The organism is Corynebacterium sp. HMSC14B06, assembly GCF_001807075.1.
In the GTDB taxonomy this organism is placed as follows: Bacteria; Actinomycetota; Actinomycetes; order Mycobacteriales; family Mycobacteriaceae; genus Corynebacterium; species Corynebacterium jeikeium_D.
This window is the reverse complement of the sequence record NZ_KV787396.1, coordinates 227,788-250,348: the sequence shown is the minus strand read 5'-3', so window position 1 is coordinate 250,348 and position 22,561 is coordinate 227,788. Positions and strand designations below refer to the sequence as shown.

General features: G+C 59.2%; 18 protein-coding genes. 14 read left to right on the top strand and 4 right to left on the bottom strand.

What is annotated here, in order from left to right; all coding sequences use genetic code 11:
* The first annotated feature begins 302 nt into the window (after positions 1 to 302).
* Together secY and HMPREF3130_RS09695 are read left to right on the top strand one after the other, a co-directional pair.
* Entirely contained in the window at positions 303 to 1,634 is a 1,332-nt protein-coding gene (secY, locus tag HMPREF3130_RS09700) for a preprotein translocase subunit SecY (RefSeq protein WP_141737805.1), read from the top strand.
* Positions 1,634 to 2,185, top strand: a complete 552-nt coding sequence (locus tag HMPREF3130_RS09695; RefSeq protein ID WP_005509947.1) for an adenylate kinase — start codon at positions 1,634 to 1,636, stop codon at positions 2,183 to 2,185. The genes secY and HMPREF3130_RS09695 overlap by 1 nt, the downstream gene beginning before the upstream one ends.
* A gap of 177 nt (positions 2,186 to 2,362) precedes the next feature.
* Here HMPREF3130_RS09695 and HMPREF3130_RS09690 read toward each other — a convergent pair whose 3' ends face one another.
* Positions 2,363 to 2,944, bottom strand: coding sequence for a hypothetical protein (locus HMPREF3130_RS09690; protein ID WP_070429843.1), 582 nt, complete (start codon positions 2,942 to 2,944; stop codon positions 2,363 to 2,365).
* 137 nt (positions 2,945 to 3,081) lie between these two features.
* Here HMPREF3130_RS09690 and map point away from each other — a divergent pair, with 137 nt between their 5' ends.
* The 9 genes from map (at position 3,082) to HMPREF3130_RS09645 (ending at position 11,083) form a co-directional block, all read left to right on the top strand.
* A complete protein-coding gene (gene map, locus HMPREF3130_RS09685; protein ID WP_070429842.1) occupies positions 3,082 to 3,882 on the top strand; it encodes a type I methionyl aminopeptidase in 801 nt (266 codons plus the stop codon).
* Positions 3,883 to 4,166: 284 nt separating this feature from the next.
* Positions 4,167 to 4,388, top strand: a complete 222-nt coding sequence (gene infA / locus HMPREF3130_RS09680; protein WP_016422077.1) for a translation initiation factor IF-1 — start codon at positions 4,167 to 4,169, stop codon at positions 4,386 to 4,388.
* 296 nt (positions 4,389 to 4,684) lie between these two features.
* Positions 4,685 to 5,053 carry a 30S ribosomal protein S13 gene (gene rpsM, locus HMPREF3130_RS09675; protein ID WP_005509836.1) on the top strand — a complete coding sequence of 123 codons (369 nt, stop codon included), beginning with the start codon at positions 4,685 to 4,687 and terminating at the stop codon, positions 5,051 to 5,053.
* Between the two features lie 3 nt (positions 5,054 to 5,056).
* Positions 5,057 to 5,461, top strand: coding sequence for a 30S ribosomal protein S11 (rpsK, locus tag HMPREF3130_RS09670; RefSeq protein WP_016422078.1), 405 nt, complete (start codon positions 5,057 to 5,059; stop codon positions 5,459 to 5,461).
* A 24-nt stretch (positions 5,462 to 5,485) separates the two neighbouring features.
* Entirely contained in the window at positions 5,486 to 6,091 is a 606-nt protein-coding gene (rpsD, locus tag HMPREF3130_RS09665; protein ID WP_005509964.1) for a 30S ribosomal protein S4, read from the top strand.
* A gap of 73 nt (positions 6,092 to 6,164) precedes the next feature.
* Complete coding sequence (locus HMPREF3130_RS09660; RefSeq protein WP_016422079.1) at positions 6,165 to 7,190, top strand: DNA-directed RNA polymerase subunit alpha; 1,026 nt, start codon at positions 6,165 to 6,167, stop codon at positions 7,188 to 7,190.
* 37 nt (positions 7,191 to 7,227) lie between these two features.
* Positions 7,228 to 7,698 carry a 50S ribosomal protein L17 gene (gene rplQ, locus HMPREF3130_RS09655; RefSeq protein ID WP_016422080.1) on the top strand — a complete coding sequence of 157 codons (471 nt, stop codon included), beginning with the start codon at positions 7,228 to 7,230 and terminating at the stop codon, positions 7,696 to 7,698.
* Between the two features lie 293 nt (positions 7,699 to 7,991).
* Complete coding sequence (locus HMPREF3130_RS09650; protein WP_048731480.1) at positions 7,992 to 8,882, top strand: tRNA pseudouridine synthase A; 891 nt, start codon at positions 7,992 to 7,994, stop codon at positions 8,880 to 8,882.
* 59 nt (positions 8,883 to 8,941) lie between these two features.
* A complete protein-coding gene (locus tag HMPREF3130_RS09645) occupies positions 8,942 to 11,083 on the top strand; it encodes a DUF6541 family protein (RefSeq protein ID WP_048731481.1) in 2,142 nt (713 codons plus the stop codon).
* 589 nt (positions 11,084 to 11,672) lie between these two features.
* Here HMPREF3130_RS09645 and HMPREF3130_RS11180 read toward each other — a convergent pair.
* Complete coding sequence (locus HMPREF3130_RS11180; RefSeq protein ID WP_083276374.1) at positions 11,673 to 12,824, bottom strand: hypothetical protein; 1,152 nt, start codon at positions 12,822 to 12,824, stop codon at positions 11,673 to 11,675.
* Between the two features lie 114 nt (positions 12,825 to 12,938).
* Between HMPREF3130_RS11180 and eccB the strand changes: the two genes are divergently transcribed.
* Positions 12,939 to 14,381: a type VII secretion protein EccB gene (gene eccB, locus HMPREF3130_RS09635; RefSeq protein WP_070429840.1), complete on the top strand. Its 1,443-nt coding sequence runs from the start codon at positions 12,939 to 12,941 to the stop codon at positions 14,379 to 14,381.
* Here the strand turns inward: eccB and mycP are convergent.
* Together mycP and eccD are read right to left on the bottom strand one after the other, a co-directional pair.
* A complete protein-coding gene (mycP, locus tag HMPREF3130_RS09630) occupies positions 14,340 to 15,578 on the bottom strand; it encodes a type VII secretion-associated serine protease mycosin (RefSeq protein WP_222865580.1) in 1,239 nt (412 codons plus the stop codon). The two genes, eccB and mycP, sit on opposite strands and share 42 nt — an antisense overlap.
* A 14-nt stretch (positions 15,579 to 15,592) precedes the next feature.
* Positions 15,593 to 17,008 (bottom strand): type VII secretion integral membrane protein EccD, encoded by a 1,416-nt coding sequence (gene eccD / locus HMPREF3130_RS09625; RefSeq protein ID WP_239272332.1) that lies wholly within the window; start codon positions 17,006 to 17,008, stop codon positions 15,593 to 15,595.
* Positions 17,009 to 17,201: 193 nt separating this feature from the next.
* Here eccD and eccCa point away from each other — a divergent pair, with 193 nt between their 5' ends.
* Positions 17,202 to 21,029 carry a type VII secretion protein EccCa gene (eccCa, locus tag HMPREF3130_RS09620; RefSeq protein ID WP_141737804.1) on the top strand — a complete coding sequence of 1,276 codons (3,828 nt, stop codon included), beginning with the start codon at positions 17,202 to 17,204 and terminating at the stop codon, positions 21,027 to 21,029.
* Complete coding sequence (locus tag HMPREF3130_RS09615) at positions 21,029 to 22,417, top strand: type VII secretion-associated protein (protein ID WP_070429836.1); 1,389 nt, start codon at positions 21,029 to 21,031, stop codon at positions 22,415 to 22,417. Before eccCa ends, HMPREF3130_RS09615 begins: the two co-directional genes overlap by 1 nt.
* Positions 22,418 to 22,561: the final 144 nt, after the last annotated feature.

The following is a 22,561-nucleotide window of genomic DNA, read 5'->3' as shown; positions in this document are numbered from 1 at the left end:
TTTGAGAAGGTTGGGTGGAGCACATGAGAGGGCGGGGGCTCAGAGGGGATGAGCGCTGGAATCGTCGTCAAGCGAAAAGAGGGTGATTGGCGGGGCGCTGTACTAACGGTGATATAGAGGCGTATTGCGACGATATGGAGAAACGCTGGTAGACTCACTACGTCAAATACTGTCAATTAAAGGTTTGAGGAATACGTCATCCGCGTTGCTTAACTAAAACGGAAGACTACTGGCGGATAAGCGGGTAAGTCTTTCGGGAAAAGCGTGGGAGAAGCGGATTTCTTGACCTCGGGAGGATGCACGTGGCTTCCGGTCTCATTGCGGCGTTGCGCGATCCCGATTTGCGTAAGAAGATCTTCTTCACTCTGACGATGATCATTCTGTACCGAATCGGTTCGCAGATTCCAACCCCTGGTATCGACTACCAGTTGGTCAACGCGCAGCTCGAGCAGATTTCGAAAGATCAGTCCAGCGTTTACTCGCTGATTAACCTGTTCTCAGGTGGCGCTCTGCTGCAGATGGCGATTTTCGGCATCGGCATTATGCCGTACATTACGGCCTCGATTATCGTCCAGCTGCTCACGGTGGTGATTCCACACTTCGAGCAGTTGAAGAAGGAAGGGCAGTCGGGTCAGACAAAGATGACCCAGTACACCCGCTACCTCACAGTGGCGTTGGCGTTGCTGCAGTCTGCAGGCATTGTGGCCATGGCAGACCGAGGTGCCCTGCTGGGTGGCTCGCAGTCGCTGCTGGTTAAGGATGCGGGTGTCTTTGACCTCGTGGTGATGGTCGTTGTGATGACCTCCGGTGCCGTGCTGGTCATGTGGATGGGTGAGCTCATCACTGACCGAGGCGTCGGCAACGGTATGTCGCTGCTGATTTTCTCCGGTATCGCCGCTGGTATGCCGGCGCAGGGAGCGAACATTCTGCGCTCCACCACCGGTGTCGTGTTCGCCACCGTGATTGTTGCCGTGCTGATTCTCATCATCGGCGTTATTTTCATTGAGCAGGGACAGCGCCGTATTCCGGTGCAGTACGCAAAGCGCATGGTTGGTCGTCGCCAGTACGGCGGATTTTCCACCTACCTGCCGCTGAAGGTGAACCAGGCCGGTGTTATCCCTGTCATCTTCGCGTCCTCTCTGATTTACGTGCCGGTTCTGATTACCCAGATTGTTCAGTCCGGTCAGTCGAATCCGAACATGGACAACTGGTGGCAGCGCAATGTCATTCAGTACCTGCTGGCGCCGTCCAGTTGGCAGTACATTCTGCTGTTCTTCCTGATGATCATCTTCTTCTCCTTCTTCTACACCTCCGTGCAGTACGACCCGCACGAGCAGGCGGAGAACATGAAGAAATACGGTGGATTCATTCCGGGCTTCCGCCCGGGACGTCCGACTGCTGAATACCTGTCCTACGTCCTGATTCGCCTGCTGACTGTCGGCTCGCTGTACCTGGCGCTGATTGCTGTTCTGCCAAATGTCGCTCTTGATATGGGGCTTGGCGACGCGAACTCCGGTACAGGCGGTATGTTTGGAGGTACAGCCCTGCTGATTCTGGTCAGTGTTGCGCTGACGACGGTCAAGCAGGTTGAAAGCCAAATGATGCAACGTAACTACGAAGGGTTCTTGAAGTAATGCGACTCGTACTTGTAGGTCCTCCCGGTGCAGGCAAGGGCACTCAGGCAGCTATCCTCTCGGAGAAGCTCGGTGTCCCGCACATCTCCACCGGTGACCTGTTTCGCGCAAACATCGGTGAAGGCACTCCGCTCGGCATTGAGGCGAAGTCCTACATCGACGCCGGCAACCTTGTTCCGGACGACGTGACTGTGCGTATGGTCGAGTCCCGTCTGAATGAGGACGACGCTGCCAAGGGGTTCCTGTTGGATGGCTTCCCACGCACTGTTGGTCAGGCAGAAGAGCTGAAGCGTCTGCTGTCCAACCTCGGCACTGAGCTGGATGCGGTCGTACAGTTCGACGTTTCTGAGGATGTCGTCGTCGAGCGCATGCTGGCCCGTGGTCGCGCAGACGACACTGAAGAGGTCATCCGCAACCGCATGCATGTGTACACCAATGAGACCGCTCCTTTACTGGATTACTACTCGGAGAAGATCATCAAGATTGCCGCTGAGGGATCCGTTGAGGAGATTAACGAGCGCACGATGGCTGAGCTGGAGAAGCTGAACTAGGCTCCTGGCACACCGGGTAACTAGACGCTCTAGCTTTTTCGCTGGCTGGGGCCGATGGGTTTGCCGGTTGTAGATGGTTGTTGAAGCCGCCCTTTCGAACCGTTGAGGTTTGGAAGGGCGGCTTTTGTGTGTGGCTGTTGGGGCTGGGGTGGGGCGGGGGGCAGCCGATAGTGAGGGCTACTGGAAGTCCTGAATGATTTCGTCGATAAGTGGCTGTGCGGCCTCGGCGCCAATATTCGCGAAAACGAACTCTTGGTAGATGCGGTTATCCTCGTCGATAACCATAACGAAAGGGGACCCCTTGCTGATGCCGCTAAATGCGTGCTTGCCGGGTAGCTCGTATGGTGCGTAGTTTTCGACGGACTCAGCCTTTTCGTTAATGCGCTCGACAGTGGCCGGGTCCTCGGCCGTACTGAGCATTGCGGTGCCACCGTCGCCAACTGCCATTACGCAGGTGAAGCCATGTACGCTCTCGCTGCCAAAAATGACGGGTTTAGAGTCATCCGACTCGACGCAGCTGCCAATCGCCTCCTTAATTGCATCAGGTGTGAAGTTTTGAATCGACTCAGGCAGTGCAGAGGCGCCCATGAAACCCGAGGTGCTTCCAGGGGCCTCCGGCGATTCCGTGGCAGGGGAAGTGGAGGGGACAGTCGGCGCTGGCGACGGTTCGGGGTTGCTTGAGCATGCGCCAATCAGGAAAAGCGAGCTGGCAGCAATAACAACGCCCGCAGTCTGCGCGGACTTCAACAGTGAATGCATGCCAGTTATCGTAGGGCAGCTCATCTTTGGGTGTAAATTTCTCGGAAGTAGCAGCGATCCGAGCGGCGCCCTCGTAGGTGGCGGGGTGCGGCTAGCCGGTGGTTCCCTTTTAAGTCAGAGTAGACTCAACCAGCGTGATGAGTTTTCCACGCCGCCGCAAAGTAGTTCCTGCCCGCACCGAGGGAGAATTGGATGCGATGCAAGCGGCCGGCGAGATTGTCGGTCGTGCATTGCTAGCCTGCCGAGACGCCGCTAAGCCAGGGGTCACCACGGCAGATCTCAATGAGATTGCGCACCAGGTCATTATCGATGCTGGCGCAACGCCGTCCTTCCTTGGCTATGAAGGCTTCCCGGCATCTGTCTGCGCATCAGTGAACGAAGTGATTGTCCACGGCATTCCGTCTTCGTCTACGGTTCTCGCCGATGGTGATTTAGTCTCAATTGACTGTGGCGCAATCCTGGATGGCTGGCACGGCGATTCGGCACTTACTTTCGGCGTCGGAAAGCTGAGTGACGATGTCGAAAAACTGAACATTGCGACATCAGAGGTCCTCGCCGAAGGTATTAAGGCCATGGTGCCGGGCGCTCGCCTCACCGATATTTCGTATGCGCTTGAAATGGCCACCCGTGAGGCTGAACTGCGCCACGATATTGAACTCGGCATCGTCGATGGGTACGGCGGGCACGGTATTGGGCGTGAGATGCACATGGACCCCTTCCTTCCCAACGAAGGCAAAGCTGGAAAGGGTCCCCGCATCGTCGAAGGCTCCGTATTGGCCATTGAACCGATGCTCATTCTCGGCGGCGAGTGGGGGAGTGATGAGCTTGACGACGGCTGGACGGTCGTCAGCGCCGATAGAATGCCGGCCTCCCATTGGGAGCACACAGTTGCCGCCACAGCGGACGGCCCCCGTATTTTGACTCCTCGAAATGAATAACTAGTGCGGGAGGGGCTACGCGAAAGGTCAGAATGTCGCCATAAAGGCTGCGATGAATTCTGAACGCGGAGAGAGAGTCCGCCTGCCATCGCTTGCAGGCGGTCCCATAGTGGTCGTATTTGGTAAAAACGCAGGTCGCGTGTAAAGTTGGGCGATGGTGTGGGCGCAGTGTCGCTGCAGTGATGATTATCCCTGCACGGAACTGCTAAAACACCAGGCAGAGTAGAGATTTCCCAACTGGTGCCGGGATTGTCCCGGGTATCCGCCAGAGAGACGTGGAGGACATGGCTAAAAAGGAAGGCGCAATTGAGGTTGAGGGTCGCGTCGTCGAGCCCTTGCCGAACGCGATGTTCCGAGTGGAGCTGGACAACGGGCACAAGGTGCTCGCCCATATCAGTGGCAAGATGCGCCAGCACTACATCCGTATTCTCCCGGAAGACCGAGTCGTAGTGGAGCTTTCTCCGTACGATCTCGAGCGTGGGCGAATCGTCTACCGCTACAAGTAAATCGACCTGACCACTGTTGGTAGTGGTTATGGGCTTATTTACTAACTAGACAGAAACTCCACCGTCCTAGCTGCTTCTGGTGACGGCCGCGTGATGTTGAGACCTGGTGTCTCAGCAGTTCGGCGCGGCGGTTCTTTATGAAAGCTTTTCCACAGAAGTAAGCGAGAATACCTCCGGCAACGGTGGCTGGAGCCTTTCTATAACACTTGCGCGACTCGGCGTCCGACCGAGTAAGCCGGGTCTGGGAAGGATGGCAGTGGAGTAAACCACCGCATCAACCGGAAGGAAATTGCCGTATGGCACGCCTTGCTGGAGTTGACCTGCCACGCAACAAGCGTATGGAGGTCGCTCTTACCTACATCTATGGCATCGGCCCCGCCCGTGCCAATGAGCTGCTGGAGAAGACCGGCATCTCTCCGGATCTGCGCACCGACGCTCTCACCGATGAGCAGGTTGCTGCGCTGCGTGACGTGATTGAAGCTACCTGGAAGGTCGAGGGTGACCTCCGCCGCCAGGTTCAGGCTGATATCCGCCGCAAGATTGAGATTGGTTCCTACCAGGGTCTGCGCCACCGTCGTGGCCTGCCAGTCCGTGGTCAGCGCACCAAGACCAACGCTCGTACGCGTAAGGGTCCGAAGAAGACGATCGCCGGAAAGAAGAAGTAAAACATGGCAGCTCCGAAGTCCGCACGCGGCCGTCGTACCGGCCGTCGCGTTGTAAAGAAGAACGTGGCTCAGGGCCACGCATACATCAAGTCCACCTTCAACAACACCATCGTGTCCATCACGGACCCGAAGGGCGCTGTTATCTCGTGGGCCTCCTCTGGTCACGTCGGTTTCAAGGGCTCTCGTAAGTCCACTCCGTTCGCTGCTCAGATGGCCGCCGAGAACGCTGCTCGTAAGGCCATGGAGCACGGTATGAAGAAGGTTGACGTTTTCGTTAAGGGTCCGGGTTCGGGCCGCGAAACCGCCATCCGTTCCCTCCAGGCCGCTGGCCTTGAGGTGTCCTCGATCTCGGATGTGACCCCTCAGCCGCACAACGGCTGCCGTCCGCCGAAGCGTCGTCGCGTCTAGGAATAGGGTAAGGAGAGAACAGAAATGGCCCGTTATACCGGTCCCGCAACCCGTAAGTCCCGTCGTCTCCGCGTCGACCTCGTCGGTGGCGACATGAACTTTGAGCGTCGTCCCTACCCTCCGGGGCAGGCTGGCCGCGCTCGTATCAAGGAGTCGGAGTACCTGCTCCAGCTCCAGGAGAAGCAGAAGGCACGTTTCACCTACGGCGTGATGGAGAAGCAGTTCCGTCGCTACTACGCCGAGGCTCACCGTCGTCCGGGCAAGACTGGCGATAACCTCGTCGTCCTGCTGGAGTCGCGTCTCGACAACGTTGTCTACCGCGCTGGTCTGGCTCGTACCCGTCGCCAGGCTCGTCAGCTGGTTTCCCACGGCCACTTCACCGTTAACGGTAAGAAGATTAACGTGCCGTCCTTCCAGGTAAGCCAGTACGACATCATCGACGTGCGCCCGAAGTCGCAGAAGATGATTTGGTTCGAAGAGGCACAGGAGAACCTGGTCGACGCTGTCGTCCCGGCATGGCTTCAGGTTGTTCCTGAGTCCCTGCGCATCCTCGTGCACCAGACCCCGGAACGCGCACAGATCGACATTCCGCTTCAGGAACAGCTGATCGTCGAGTTCTACTCGAAGTAATAACCAACTTCGCTTGCATCCATTCATTCCCTATGGCGTCATATAGCGGTCGCCACCTGGAGGATTTTCGAAAATGCTCATTTCCCAGCGCCCAACGCTGACTGAGGACTACATTGATTCCTCTCGCTCCCGGTTCGTTATCGAGCCGCTGGAGCCGGGTTTCGGTTACACCCTCGGTAACTCCCTTCGTCGTACGTTGCTGTCGTCCATTCCGGGCGCTGCAGTCACCAGCATCCGCATTGACGGTGTGCTGCACGAGTTCACCACTATCCCGGGCGTGAAGGAAGATGTCTCCGACATCATCCTGAACATCAAGGGTCTGGTGCTCTCGAGCGAGTTCGATGAGCCGGCTACCGTTTACCTGCGTCGCGAAGGTGCAGGCGCGGTGACCGCTGCAGACATTGAGTGCCCAGCAGGTGTGGAGATTCATAACCCGGATCACCACATTGCTACTCTCAATGATTCCGGTCGCTTGGATATTGAGATGATCGTTGAGCGTGGTCGTGGCTACGTGCCGGCGACCCCGAACTCCGGTGGCGAAATCGGCCGCATTCCGATGGACCAGATTTACTCGCCAGTTCTGAAGGTCAGCTACAAGGTGGAGGCTACTCGTGTTGAGCAGCGCACCGACTTCGACAAGCTGATCATCGATGTCGAGACCAAGAACTCGATCACCGCCCGCGACGCAATGGCGTCGGCAGGCAAGACTCTGGTTGAGCTGTTCGGTCTGGCACGTGAGCTGAACGAGGCTGCTGAGGGCATCGAGATTGGCCCGAGCCCGCGCGAGGCTGAGGATGTCGCTGCGTACCAGACTCCGATTGAGGATCTGGACTTCTCTATGCGCTCCTACAACTGCCTCAAGCGTGAGGAGATCCACACTGTCGGTGAGCTCGCTGCTCGTACCGAGTCGGATCTGCTGGATATCCGCAACTTCGGTGACAAGTCCATCAATGAGGTCAAGGAGAAGCTCGCTGAGCTTGGCCTCGCTCTGAAGGATTCCCCGAACAACTTCGACCCGGCTGCTGTCGCTGATTTGGACGCTGCCTCGGGCGATGACGCTGACTGGACTGATGGCGCAAGCGCTGGCTACGACGAGTAGTTCACCGACGCGACTTCATTAAAACGAGGAGATACCTATGCCTACCCCTAAGCAGGGTTCCCGTCTCGGCGGCTCCGCTTCGCACCAGAAGAAGATTCTGGCCAACCTCGCGAAGCAGCTCATCGAGCACGGCAAGATTAAGACCACCGACACCAAGGCCAAGCTGCTGCGTCCGTACGTTGAGAAGCTGATTACCAAGGCAAAGCGCGGCACTCTCGCAGATCGCCGCAACGTTGCAAAGCTGCTCAACGACAACTACGCAGTTAAGAAGCTGTTCGACGAGATCGGTCCGCAGTTCGCTGATCGCGACGGCGGCTACACCCGCATCATCAAGCTGGGTAACCGCAAGGGCGACAACGCCCCGATCTCGCTGATCGCTCTGGTTGAGGAAGAGACCGCAACTGCTGAGGCAACTCGCGCAACTCGCGCTGCTGCTTCCAAGCAGGCTGAAGAGGCAAAGGCCGAAGAGGCTGAGGCTACTGAGGCTGAGGCTGCAGAGGAGGAGTAATTCCCCTCGCCGACGGCTTTTGGCCGTCACAGCTTTGAACCCCCGTTGAGCAGTTCATATCTGAACGCTCTCCCGGGGGTTCTTTGTGCTTAACGACGGTGCATAGCGCCCGTCCCCAGTTCTGCCTCCGGTTACACCGACGGATTTCGCACCAACATTGAGAGCCATACTGAGACCCTGCGGTGGAAACTGCTGATTCTCTAATCCGGGGTCCCGGCTACAATCTGTTAACCGTGACATCACTTACTCCAACGACTCCGGATGCCCCGTGCGATTCTCCCGATCGTGCCGCTATGGGGAGCACCGACTCCGACCTGGTTCGGTTGCGTTTTGACATTGCTTATGACGGGACAGATTTCCACGGTTGGGCTGCTCAGCGCGATAAGCCCACGGGAGAACCGGTGCGGACTGTGCAGGCGACGTTGGAATCCACTCTGGAGAAGGTGTTGCGCACTCCAGTGCAACTGACTGTGGCCGGTCGTACAGATGCTGGTGTCCATGCCTCCGGGCAGGTGGCTCACGCAGATGTTCCTGTCTCCTGTTTAGACACACGTTCTATCGCAGGGGATCCGGGTAATTTGGTTCGTCGTGTAGCGCGACTATTGCCCGCGGACGTGACGCTTAGGGGCACCTCGTTTGCGCCCCCGGGTTTCGATGCCCGTTTTTCCGCGTTACGTCGGCACTATGTCTACCGTGTCACTAGTTGCGTCAGTGGCCCGCTTCCTACCCGTGCTCGCGATACGGCCCACTGGCGGCGGTCAGTGGACATCAACCGCATGCAGGTGGCGGCTGATGCCCTACTGGGGCTCAATGACTTTGCCGCTTTTTGCCGACACAAGCCGCATGCGACGACCACTAGAGATTTACAGCAGTTCCAGTGGTTCGACGTATCTACGCGGGAAGAACCAGAGCTGTACGAGGCCCATGTGACTGCCGACGCGTTCTGCTGGTCTATGGTGCGCTCACTGGTTGGGGCCTGCCTTAGTGTCGGTGAGGGGCGACGTGCGGTTGGATTCACTGAACAGTTGTTGAGTGAAGAGAAGCGTTCCCCGTTGGTCCCGGTGGCAGAGGCGCGTGGGCTCAGCCTGGTAGGTGTTGATTACCCCGGCGATGCTGATTTGGCGGCCAGGGCGGAGCAGACCCGCGAGCGTCGTGATGCCCGGACAGATGTGGACGAGGCTTAAATGTACAAGCTCTCGGTAATATTCCCTGAAGAAAGTGACCGTAGGAGGAGTGTTCGGTAGTGGTGTGGGCAATTGTTAGCTTGGTTGCGCTGCTCGTAATCCCCGGCGCTGTTGTAGTGAGAGCCAGCGGCGTTCGTACTCCGTGGGCGCTGGCCCTCGGTCCTGCGGTGACGTTTGGTATCGCAGGCACCGCAGGGTGGGCGCTCGGCGCTATCGATGTGCGCTTCACCTTGGTCAGTGCGTCTATCTGCTGGGCCGTGACACTACTTCTCGCGCTTTGCTGGAGTGGCGGCAGCGCTTTGATTCGGCGGCGGCGCGGTAGTGTCGGTCGCTCGGTGTCGGCCGAGGCGCAGCCGCTCGCCTCAGGTCGATGGCGCGAGTTGGGCTATGGGCTAATCGCAAGTATCGGGGTCATCATCGCAGCGGCGGTTCTCACGTGGAGCGCTATCGGTCGCATCGCTTCAATGTCCGAGGGGATGGCGACCATCCAGCAAGGCTGGGACACACTCTGGCATGCAAGTGTGCTCCGTTCGATTACGGAAGACGGCATGGCCTCGGCCACTAGGATGGGCGAGATCCAGAATGTGGAAACTCAGGCGGTGTCCTACTATCCCGCCGCATGGCATGCGTTCGGTGCGCTTTGGGTATTGATTGTCCGTCTACCAATCACCGAGGCAGTCAATTACCTCGGCATTATCATTCCGGCCGTGACCATACCCACGGCGGCTGCGGCGCTCACCTGGAGAATTATTGATCGCCGAAAGCTGTCCACTGCCGTTGCCGCGGGGGTTGCAGCGCTTGTTTCCGCAGCGCTTCCGGTATTGATGCCCGTCGGGGTCTTCGTGGGGGCCTGGCCGTACCAGGTCTCGATTGCACTAGCGATTACCGTTTTTGCCTTTGTTACGTCGCTCCCGCACGCACCTCAGCGCATCTTGAGCGCCGCGCTTTCGATAATCGGTATCGGAGAGCTCCATCCGGCATCGGTGCCTACAGTCGTTATGCTCGGTGCAATCTGGTGGTTGTGCTACCGCCTGCCGCGTCCCGCGCATCCTGAACTGGGTGCGGTTCGCGCCAGGCTTTACGACGTCGCGGTGATTGCAGCCGCCTTCGTGCCAGCAGTGGCAGTTCTCCTGCCGCAGTGGCTTACGGGAACTTCTCAGACCGAGGATGTGCGCGCGGTTAGCGCTGAAGTAGACGACCTCGATCGTTTCGATGCGTGGTATCGAGGCGCCACAATGCTGACTCGCCACACTGAGGAATTCCGGCCGTTCTGGCCAATTATCATCCTTGGTTTCATCGGGATGGCGTTTTTGGTTTTCGCAGATACTTCGCGCCGACGGGTGTGGGTAGTACCGGCCTGGTTTGTTTCGGTGTTGATGACGACCCACGCGCTCAATCATTTTGGTGGCGTGCCGGGCGATATTCTCGCGCTGTATACGGATCTTCACTATTCGACGCCTCACCGGTTGGTGATGGTCACCGCGTACCTGTATTCCGCGTTTGCGGGTATCGCCGTTGCGTGGGGCTGCGCGTGGGCGGCTCGAATTAGTGAGTCAAAGGTGCCATCGACGGGGCGGGTTCTGGGGTTGAGCTTAGCGACGGTGAGCTCTGCTGTACTTGTGGTCTATGGAGTGGCGTCTAATGCTAGCGCTGCGGATTTCGCCTACAAGAGCCCTAGGGAATGGCAAATCATTTCCAAGGCTGACTTGAAGGCATTTGATTGGTTGGCCGAGCAGCCGGAGGCACATAAGTACCGCACGTTTACCAATCCGCCGGAGGGGTCCAGCTGGATGTACGCTCGCAATGACTTGCCAGTAGTGTTCCCGCACTATGACTGGCCAGTGGCGAATAAGTGGACTGCCACCTCAATGCTGTATTGGCACGCTGATTACCTCGGTTTTCCAGACCCCGACCGGCCGGATGGGGTGAACGATGTCGATCGCTCAGCCCGAAAGCTGAACGTGGGATTCATCTATTTGTCACCCCCGGGTATTTGGGATTCCAAGGAGGATTTAGAGTTTCCTGGTGAAGGGCTCTGGGTAGCTCCAGGGGTAACCCCTGTTTATCGAGATAGGGAAGTAACTATCTTCGCCTTCAATGACGTGATTACGCCAGAACGCATCGACGAGATGCGAGCTAGTTCTCCGGAAGTAATTCCTCCCTCGGCTACTAGGGGATGGAGCGATGGTCGGGTAGGTTAGGACACCATGCGGATGAATAAATTTATGGCAACGATCGCAGCCGGTGTGATGATGACTTTCGCGCTGGCCGGATGTGGAGACGACGAGCCGGCTAAGCCGGAAGTCTCGAATCGCTCCGTCAGTTCTTCCGCAAAGACCAAATCCTCGACTCCGCCGAAATCGACTGAGGAGTCGACGACACCGACAAAATCAGAGACGCCGACGGAAACTCCTGCAATCACCCAGGTCAATGATGCGGATTACACCCCGGCGGACGGCCCAAATACTCGACTCTTTCAGTTGGAGGATGGCACGACACGTTGCTTCCTCAACGATCTGAGCGGTGACGCCTACTTGGCCTGCCAGGTGAATCTTGCCAATCCTCCGATGGTCGATGACGGCACGGGAAACAAGGTTCCCGCCAATGCTGTGTCCTGGAACCCGGGGGGAGTTACTTACGAGGTCCTGACGTTCCCGCCGGCGGGTGAGATGAAGACGCTGCCAGCGAATTCTCAGTTGAGCGCATTCGGTTACAACTGTGCGGCCTATGGCCCGTCGACTCTGGAGTGCTCGGGACCAGCGGGCGCTGCCACTATCGACAATGGCAATGTCACCGGTGCACAGATGCCGAAGGAGGATGTGCCTCCTGCAGCAGGCGGTCAGCCGGGTGGCCAAGAAAATGGCGCTCCGAATGACCCGGCGCAGCAGGGTGAGCCTGACGGCTCCCAGGCGCCGGGCGGTCTGCCAGATTTGGGTGCGTTGATTCCGGGACTGAACCGCTAGTTGCCCGCATAGCTAGTGGCTGCAATTCATCGGTAGTGCGGGCGGTAGATAGCGTCCAGGTGAATTCGCCCATCGCCAGTCGAGGGCACGAAGCTGGCATTTCCGCTGCTGCCGTGGGCGAACCTGTACGACTGACCTCGATGATTCTCGCGATTCCAGTACACAGGTCGGGCTCATACTCTTCGACAACAACCACATCGACGGTGTCGTCTCCAGCTCGCGCGAGAAGTACTGCGCCCAGATCAAGGGCCACAGTATAGAAATGTGGTCGGGCCGTGCGAATTCCTACTCGATAGCCGAGGGAGAGCATTCCGATGAGCAGCTCACAAATGTCCTGATTGCCGCAGTCGACCTCCAATCGGGGGAGGTTCGCGGGACACATTGTGATGGTTTGTCCGCTGCTCCCGGCCCCTATGACCTGCGCCGGACCATTAGTGATAGCGATGTCACGTTGTCGGCTTAACCACAGGTGCGGTTTGCGTCCCAACGCCGCCACATGATGAGAGCGTCCAGTGCGGCGTAGCTGCACGACCTCCGCAGAGCTCTCAGTCAGAGCACATTCCGGTGCCGTCAATCGCCGTGCGCGAATACCAAGGGTTCCCAGCCGGTGGATGAGGAAGCGTAGGGCTTTGTCAGCGGAGGCTTCCACCGGAAGAGTTGCCACCAGATGTGTCCAGGGTTCAGGGGCTGTGCCGGAGCGCTCGGCTGCTCGGAAGTAGCGGTGCGCATGCTCTCCGCGGACTTCCGGCGCAATGTGATAAAAGCACAGCGCATCCAAGGTCACTGGGCTGTCGTCGGCAAGCGAGACGATATCCGCAGCGCTTAGCTGGCTGCGCAGGCCTGGCGTGAGACGTAGCCCGATGAGTTGTCCTGGTTCGGTGCGTCGCAGGCGGTCGCGAAGGCTGCGGCCGCGCACAGGGACATGCGCGCCTGCAGTGATGGTTATTGCTGTAATGAGCAGCCACAATGACAATGGCATGTGAAAATCCCCCCAATATGTTCCCCACTAAAATTCCCCTGGTCGCACAGTAGCGCGGCCTGGCTTACTCTGCAGGGTAGAGATTATTTGGGGGAATAGTTTTGGGGGAAACTCATGCCACGTACGCCGACTACGCCTAGCCAGGTCAGCGGTCATCGATTCTTGATTCGTCGGATTGAGCACGCGCTTGTGCGTGCGGATTCGCGAATGCTGCACGACCCTCTGCGCACGCGAACGCGAGCACTGTTTATCAGCTGTGCGCTGGTGGTTTTACTGGCCGCCGGCACTGCGGTGCTGTCGTTGGTGCGGCCGCAGGGCGGTTCTAGCTCCAATGAGCAGCTGATTGTCGTATCGGGGTCGGAGGGCCTGCATGTACGTGTCAATGGTCGATTGCATCCAGTCGCGAATCTCGCATCGGCGCGGTTAATTTTGGGCAATCCTGCTGAGCCGAAGCGGGTGCGCAGTAGCGAGTTGGACAAAGAGGACATCAGTTTTGCTGTCGGGATTGAGGGCGCACCAGCAGTTCCGGCCGCGCCGGCAGGCTCTGGTGCCTCGGGAGCTGCCAAGAGGGGCAGTGCAGGTGCGCCGGAGTTGGCACTGTCTTTATGCGAGCGGACGGTGCAAGACCTCGGGCAGCCGTGGATTGTTGCAGAGTCGCTTGCGCGTCTTGAAGAAGTCCGTGCGGAACCGCAGCAGCTTACCCGAACCCACTCGGACAGTGCCGTCGTTGCCGATGGCCAAAACCTCTGGCTGATTACGCAGGGCTACCGCTCGCGGCTGGATGTCAACCACCCGGAGCACGCCGCTGTTTCTCGAGCGCTGGGGTTGGAACGCGCCGCAGTCCGGCCTGTCAGCCCTGCGTTGCTCAGAACGATTCCGGAGGTTCCGATTCTGGCCGCGCCAGCAATCCCGAACCGCGGCGCACCCACGCACTTCGCCGCTCCATTCGACACAGTCGGCAATGTGGTTGAGGTCGGGCAGCGGCGCGTTATCGTGCTTGACGACGGTGCCGCGATTCTCTCCCCGGTGCTAGGAGAGCTATTAGCTGCGCATAGCCCAGTTCTGCAGGCCAGTGAGGGGCAGCTGGCGGCAGTTCCCGTTGCGAATGCGCCAGCAGTCCCGGGGCTACCTGAAAAGCCGCTGACGTTTGCCGATGCTGATGGCTGGTTGTGTGCCGGCCGGATAGCAGGACGGCCGCAAGCTCTCGTGCAGTGGTCGCAGCATGCTCCGGAGGGGCGGCACGTGGATTACCCGCATGCCGACGGTTCGGGTGCGGCCGTCGACGGTTTCGTGGATGGTCGCAGCCGTGAGCGCAGCTCGATTGCAGTAAGCGTAAATGGGGCCGTACACGTCATTTCTCCAGAGGGGATGCGCTTTGCTGTGCACGATCGCACGACGTTGGCCGCCCTCGGGTTTAATGCATCAACCAATGCCGATAGCGGTGGCACGCGACCAGTGGACTGGGAAGTGGTGGCCGCGTTGCGCGGAGGCCCTGAGCTGAGTAAGCAGGCGGCGCTAGGGCCGCTGTCCGGGACGCGAGAGCAGCCAGGCACCTAGGCCCAGTGCGCATATCAGGAGCAGTCCAGTCGCCCGGAGCGGTGCATTGCGCTCCTGCGAAGAAAGCAGATCCGGCGGAGCCGGTGCGGCAGCGGGGTTGGCTGCGTGCTGCGCAGCGGTGTCCACAGTGGTCCAAATCAGAGCGTCATAAGGTGCAACGATGCCGCGACCAAGGCCGAGCCCGGAACTAATTGGGCTCGCGGAACTAAGGATGATGTCGCGAACCTGTGCTGGGGAAAGCTCTGGGTTTCGTGCCAGCAGCAGGGCAGCTGTGCCCGACACGGTTGGCGTGGCAAAGCTGGTGCCGGCAATCTGTTGAGCTCGGGTGTTCTCCCCAGACCCGAACACGTGGCGGTCTATGAGACCGGTGGGGGTGCGCGGATCGGGACCGAGTACGGGGCCGCCGGGAGCGGAGACATTGACCCATTGTCCCGTGATTGCATACTCCGCGGGTTGTGCTTGGCCGGCATCGTCGAACTGTACTGCTGATACTGCGATTACCTCCGGCAGAACTGCGGGCCACGCTACGGATCCGTCCTGACAGCTATCGCCCTTATTGCCTGCCGCTGCGACCACTACTGCGCCTGAGACTTCCGCGCGTGCGACGCTCTCGGCAACATCTGTTGCACCTTGGGGCATTACGCCTGCCGGGGCACACGATGTGAGCGAGATATTGATGACCCGCGCGCCCTCCGCGACGGCCCTGTCGATAGCTTGTGCCAGCGACTCCAAATTGCCTTCGCCATCGGCTGTTTGTCTTATCGACAACACGTGCGCGTCGGGCGCCAGTCCGGCGAAACCATCGGCACCGGGCCGGCCTGCAATAATGCCGGCTACTAGAGTTCCGTGACCGTCGCAGTCTACGAACCCGCTGTTGCCGTCGACAAAATCGCCACCGTCGAGAACCTCGCCCAGGCGCTCATTGGGTGAGACCCCGGTATCGATTACCGCCACCGTAATCCCCGCACCCGTCGTCAGTTGCCATGCTTGGCGAAACCGAAGAGCTTTTTCGATCACCGTCGGTTCATGCAGTGCGCTTTCCGACGACAGCATCGTGGCCACGCAGTCCTGGCTGTTCTGGGCAGCCGCTATTGGTGCGATGCCCGACGGTGCTACTGCGGTGGCCGCCGTCAACGTCGAGATAAGCACTGTGGAAAGTGCGGCCGTGGCGGTGAGACGAGTTTTTATGGCATTCATGAAAAGTGGGTTTTTCACTGGAAGAACCCACTTACGAACTCAGGGAATTCGGCAATGATGGCCGCAATGGGCAAAATAACGGCGATACTGCAGGCCTCGGTTAGCTCAGCTATGCGGCGCGTTGTAGGTGAGATGCGTGACGCGGGAAATGCGGCTAAGGCGGTGGCTGCAAGCATGGGGACGACCAGGCCAGCGGCGACTGGCCAATTGCCCTCGAACCACTGTTGAAAGGCGACGGCCACAATGACGGCAAGACCAGCTAAAGCAGTACAGGTGGAAGCTACTTTCCGGGCTTGGCCACGGGAGTGAATTGCACAAAAGACTATGACAGCAGCAGCCATGCCTAGAGGCCACCACTTGTTCGCATAGGCTCCGGAGAAAAGTACCACCAGGGTGAAGATGCTGAGACTTCCGGTGCCACTGCAGAGGATGCCATCGAGAATCCACCCCGCTCGCTTAGGTGCGTTGTGGGATATTTCGGGAGTTTCGCTGTCATCGAAGCTCTCGCCGGCGGCAGGGACTTTGGGTACGCGAATACCGGCAGCCTTGATAGCGATGGAAGGTGCCAGCAGTATCAGGATGACTGCACTAGCAGCGGTGAGCGCTCCTGATTGAACCGAGTTGTGGAAAAGTGCGACAGCCGCAGCGTAAATACCGAAGGTAACTGCAGCACTGAGACTCGTCGCGCCCAGGGTAACGGTGATGCGGTTGTCGCCGTCGCCGGTGTTGGAAATGAGAAAAATCAAACCGATGACGGCAAGCGCGACACTAATCGCAGCAGTCGGCGGCCAGTCGGTGAGTATGCGGTGTAGGTCGAGGCCAACGAAGCAGAGCCCCGAAGAGGTGCCCAGAATGAGCACTTGCAGCTCCAGGGACATGACAATCGCCGGTTTTGCGCTACGCAACAGAGCCAGGCGCAGTCCACCGGCTACTGCCAGCAGCGCGATGAAGCTGATTGCCGCGGCCAGTGTGGAATCGGTACTGCTCAAGCTCAATGAGGCAGCTGCGATTGAAGCTGTGGCCACGAGGGCTGCGGTACAGCCAACAACCAAATCAGCCGTCCCGATACCGTCGGTATAGGTGGTGTCGGTAATGGCATCGGCGGCATCGAAGAGTCGAGGTTTGGGTACAGGTCCTGGATCGTTGATAACCACGAGACGCTCACCTGGTGAAATACCGGCTTCGTTCAGAGTGTCGTCGGCAAGCAAAATCGTGCCGGTGGCGGTTCGTAGCTGCCACTGCGCCAGCGGGAAGTCCGCAATGTCGATATCGAAAATTTGCAGGATATCCGGTACAAGTGCGGCGATTGCGACGTTGGTCGGTAACGCAAGGTCTGCGTGTGCTCGGTTGGTGTCTTCGGGCATGTGTGCGGCATCAATGCGCACGCGAATGAGTTCCCCCAGCATGTATTTCCCCCATGAATTCTGCATGCTTTAGTCCCTCTAGAGTGTCGTACAACTCGCTAGAGCGCTACTCGGAGTAGTAACTGCGCGTGCCCCCGCTATCAGTTTCGGTCATGCGCTGCGAGAATCCGGAGTGTGATTTAAGCTATGCGTACACCGATTGGTCGGGGGATTGGCCGTCGAGTGAACACAAGGGGCGACACATAGCGGGGGGATTTTTGTGACTAGTGCACAGGCGGAGATTTCGGCTACCCGAAAAGCGGGGCCGCAGCCTATGACAGGCACAATCGCGCCGGATGCGCCTCCAGAAGCGCCGGAGCCACAGCCGGTGCCGCTGATGCGTGCACTCATGCCGTTAATCATGGTCGTGGCGGTGGTCGGCATGGTGGTGTTGATGTTTGTCTCTGGGATGGGACGTAACCCGATGTCGTTTATGTTTCCGCTGATGATGGTGTTTTCCACTGTGGGCATGATGGTGTCGGGCGGGGCGGGAAATAAGGACATGGCACCGGCGCGGAAGGACTATCAGAGGCATTTGTCCAGTATTCGCCGCGCGGTGGCGAAAGCAGCGAGGATGCAGCGTGAATCGGCGCAGTTTATCCACCCTCGGCCTGGAACTCTGTGGCAGCTGGGGGCGATGGGGCGGGCGTGCGAGCGTCGAAAGGGGGACTCGGATTTCTTGCAGCTGCGCATCGGGGTGGCAACGCAGCAGCCCGCAACGCCTGTAACACCACCGGCAATTCCGGCGCCCGAGAAACTGGATCCGGTTTCCGCCGTAGCACTGCGGGAAGTTATTCGATCGGCTCGTCAGGTTGAGGGAGTGCCCTTTGCCATAGATGTGTCGGCCTTTGAGATTATCGCGCTCACTGGAGATACCGCGGCGCAGGGGCTGGCTCGAGCGATGGTCGCCCAAGCTGCTGCGCTGCATCATCCGGAGGATTGCCTGATTGCAGTTGTGGGAGATGAGTGGGAATGGCTGAAATGGACGCCACACCACGGACACCCCGCAGTTACTGATGCCTGTGGCCCAGCGCGGTTGCGGGCGGCGACGTGTGTGCAGCTGACTGAGCTGCTCACGGCTATCGACACACTGCCAGCTGCTGTGCTGATTGTGCTGACGGATTCGAACGGACAGCTAGATGTCACTGAACTGACACCGATTTTTGACGCGGCGGGGTCGGAGACCTCGGTAGTTTTGCTGACCGTCGTGGAAGCGCAGTCAACGTTGTGGGAGGCAGCGGTTCACCATGGCATCGCGCTGGTTGTTTCCACTACTGCTGTGCATGCGGAAACCGCGTCCGGACGGGAGGAGATTGGCGTACCTGATCAGCTGAGTCCAGCAGAAGCGGAGGTGCTTGGGCGGAGCTTGGCGCGTTTTGAAGTGCCAACAAGCGCAGATGATTCTGTTAAGACCTCGGAAGACCCGGTCATGGAGGAGCTCGGGCTGTACCCGCCTCCGACAACTCTGCGCTACCGACCGCGCTACGGCAGTGCTCGTCTGCGCATTCCTGTTGGAGCTGATGACGGTGGTGCTCCGGTCTATCTGGATTTTAAGGAGAGTGCTGAGGGCGGCATGGGGCCACACGGTCTGTGCGTTGGTGCCACAGGGTCGGGTAAGTCGGAATTCCTCCGAACGACCGTGGTAGGGCTCGCAGCTACGCACAGCCCGGATCAGTTGAACTTTGTGCTGGTGGACTTCAAAGGCGGGGCGACGTTTCTGGGACTGGATCAATTGCCTCATGTCTCGGCGGTGATTACCAACTTGGAGCAGGAGCTTATCCTGGTCAACCGCATGGAAGACGCACTGCGCGGTGAGATGACGCGGCGCCAAGAGCAGCTGCGCGCTGCAGGGAATTTCGCCGGTGTCAGCGATTATGAGCAAGCCCGGCGCGCTGGGCAGATAGATGCGCCACCCATGCCCGCGTTGCTGATTGTGGTGGATGAGTTTTCAGAGCTGCTCTCCGCACGCCCGGAGTTTGCTGAGCTCTTCGTTGCGATTGGTCGGTTGGGGCGCAGTTTGCACATGCATTTGCTGCTGGCCAGTCAGCGTCTGGAGGAAGGCCGCTTGCGCGGGCTGGAAAGCCATCTTTCCTATCGCATTGGGTTGAAGACCTTTTCCGTCGCGGAGTCCCGCAGCGTGCTAGGTGTTCCGGACGCCTATCATCTGCCGGCCATCCCGGGCATTGGGTATATCAAATCTGCTGCCGCCGAACCGGTGCGGTTTCGGTCGGCGTATGTTTCCGGCCCGGTGGTCCGTCCGCAGCCTATTGACGGTGCGACGGCTGGGGCAGAGCAGAGGCTGCAGGGGCAGGTCGCAGCTGTCACTGAATTTACCGCTGAAAATTGGACGCGGGAGGCTTTCGGTGCGTCGTTAAGCGATGGTGGAATGGTGGACCCGCCTGCGCAGACATCGGAGCAGACGGTGCTCGGTGCCGTGGTGGCAGCGGTGTCGCACGTACCGACACGTGCGCATCGGGTGTGGCTGCCGCCACTACCGGAGGCCATCGAGCTTCAGCCCGACGAGCAGCTGCCGCGACAGCGATTGACCGGTGTGATTGGGCTGGTGGACAAGCCGCTGTTTCAGCGTCAGGACCCACTGCGTATTGACCTGCGCACGACCGGCGGGCACATGGCAATCGTCGGAGCGCCGCGGTCAGGAAAGACCACTGCCGCACGCACAGCGATCCTCGCGCTTGCCGACGGCATCAGCGCCCGTGACCTGCATTTTTATATCGTCGACTGTGGTGCGGGCGGCTTGAGCGACCTGGCTGAGTTGCCGCATGTCGCGTCGGTTGCACACCGCGGAGACGAGGAGCTTATTCGCCGTACGATTGGTTTTTTGCGTCGTGAGGTAAGTCGTCGGGAACAGCTCTTTCGCACTAATGGATGGCTCTCTCCGGAAGCAGCACGGGCGGCAGGACAGCCGGATTCGGTGTTGGTCATTGACGGCTGGGGTGCGTTCAAAACGGAGTTTCCGGCGCTGAGCGACGATGTGCAGGCGCTGGTTGCAGATGGATTGGCGGTGGGAATTCATGTCCTGCTCACGGCCTATCGCTGGACGGACATGAGACCTGCCGTTCGCGACCTGATTGGTACGCGGATTGAGCTGCGGCAGGCGGAGTCGATGGATTCAATGATTGACCGTAAGGCAGCAGAGCTGGTGCCGGAGAGCCCAGGACGCGGAGTCGCGCCGGGCGGGTTTGCGATGCTGGTAGCTCTCACCGGCGTTGCAGACGCTAAGCGGATTGCAGAGACAGCGCCGCACGGTGAGCAGGCACCAAAGCTCCAGTTGTTGCCGCGGCGGATTGATATTGCGCGTTTGCCACGACCAGCGGCCGCGACGAGAGGTGCGATTGCAGTGGGGCTCGAAGAAGCCGGTCTGGGCGCGGTGATATTCCACCCAGAAAAGGATCGTCACCTACTGATATTCGGTTCGGCAGGCAGCGGCAGAACCGCCGCGCTGAGGGGCATCGTTCACCAGTTGCGGTACTCGCAGTCGTCCTCGAAATTCGTCGTAATTGACTACCGCCGTGGGCTAATGGAGGCCGTGCCCCAAGAGCGGCTGGCCGGCTATGCGGGCTCGGCTGCGGTGGCGACACCCATGCTGGCAGAGCTGGCAGAGGTACTGAAGGCCCGTCTCCCGCAACCGGATATCACCCCAGCGCAGTTGAAGGCCCGAAATTGGTGGAGTGGTCCAACCATCAATGTCATCGTGGACGACTATGACCTCGTGGCCGGCTCGCGGGGTAACCCCTTGCAGCCGCTGGCAGAAGTCATCGCTCACGCCGCCGACATTGGGCTCAATATCTTTTTTGCCCGTCGAATCAGCGGGGCGTTGCGATCCCTCCACGACCCGGTCATGGGTGCGGTTAAGGACCAGGGTGCCAGCGTCTTTGTTATGGACGGCACACGCGACGACGGCCCCATCCTCGGCGTAAAGCCTTGCGAGCAGCCGCCGGGCCGTGGCTATTGGGTGGCGCACGGCCAGAGTCCGCAGGTTGTGCAGTTGGGGTGGTTGGATACCGCTGGTGACCAGGAGGACAGTTGATGATTCGGGTCGAATCTTCCTCCACCACCCAGACCCCGACGCTGCGCCACGGCACCTGGCACCTGTGGGGACTCGCGGCACCTGCAGACACCGCAGAACCGGCGGTGCATGGCCCTAGACCGCTTCTCGAGAGCATGCAAACAGTCATTGTGCCCAGCTATTGGGGTGCTGTGCGACAGTGCCGGTTGGCCTCCGCGCTATTGGCTGCTGAACTCAATCCGTACATCCTGACGCTTGCCGACGCCGTTGTGGAACTCGATGAGGCAACTGTGTCTCATAGCGTGTTGGTGGAAGTAGAGGAAACGCGTGTCTGTGTCACTCGTCTGAGCGGGGGCCACATTGCCAGTCGGATGACACATTTGGTCGGAGCGAACGACAGCGCACCATTGGTGGAAACAGTCATTGCGCTGGCTTATCAGCTGACCATGTATCCGGATGCGCCCCAGGGGATACCCGATGATGTGGAAGTTAGTGGTGGGCGCGGTATCACTGAGTATCCGCCCCGCTGGCAGGAGGATATTGAGTTCATCGTCGGCGAAGTTCCACCCGGGCTAGCGAACCCGCGGCGAGCTCTACTAGTCGATCGTCTGCGCGACCGTGGATTTTTAGTCTTCGACTGCCCAGCATCGCGGCTCGGGGAGTGCGTAAATCCGGCCTGGTTGAAAAACATCGGCGACGCTGAAGCCGGTGAAGTGGAGCCGTCGGAGGATTTCGCGGGGCGGCGTCCTGCAGCCAGGGCAGAAGTCAGCTCAGCGTCGAATCAAAGCACAGTTGTGTCAGTAGCTGCCGTTGGTTTGTTGACGGTGGTGGTTCTGATTGTTGGGATTGCTGCATGGCTCATTAGTGGCGGCATAGTTAGGGAGAACGAAGGGAGACAGAAGCAGCGTGAGACATCGCACGCACAGGCTCCTCCTGTAACTACGCCTCCTGTAACGACGCCTCCATCCACATCGAAACCAGGTCCCGATTCTGCTCCCGTAGTCAAACTGACCAATGCGGGCGTGGAAGCTCGGTTTCCCGGCGGGTGGGAGCTTGACTCGGCAAGTCCGTTAGACCGTCTGATTGCGGTGGATGGAGGAGATATGCGCGTCTTGGTGCTCGCTAGCCCGCTTTCGCAGGACATGGCGCTTGAACATCTAGCCGCCGCTTTGAGCAGCTCCGTTGCCGGGGATGAGACAAAGTCCGCGCCGGAACGCAGACAAGTACTGGGCACCGATGTCGTAGTCGTAGAGGAGCGGCTGCCGTCAGGTAATTCGATAGTGCTCTGGCATCACAAAGTGATGGACGGAACTCAAGTCAGTGTGGGGTGCCAGTTCAGAGGAAGGACTATTGCGCCGGTACGACCCGTATGCGACCAGGCAGTAGTAAGCGCTCGGCCGGTGCCGTAATACGCGAGGGGCGTAGAGAAAGTGACTGGGGGATGGGCGGGGGTAGGCAGGGGTAAAGGTTGGAAAACCAAAATGGAACCGAATCGGGGTTTTTCGCGCCAAACAATATGACGGGTTTTTAACGCGGGAAGCTGGCTGGCTCGC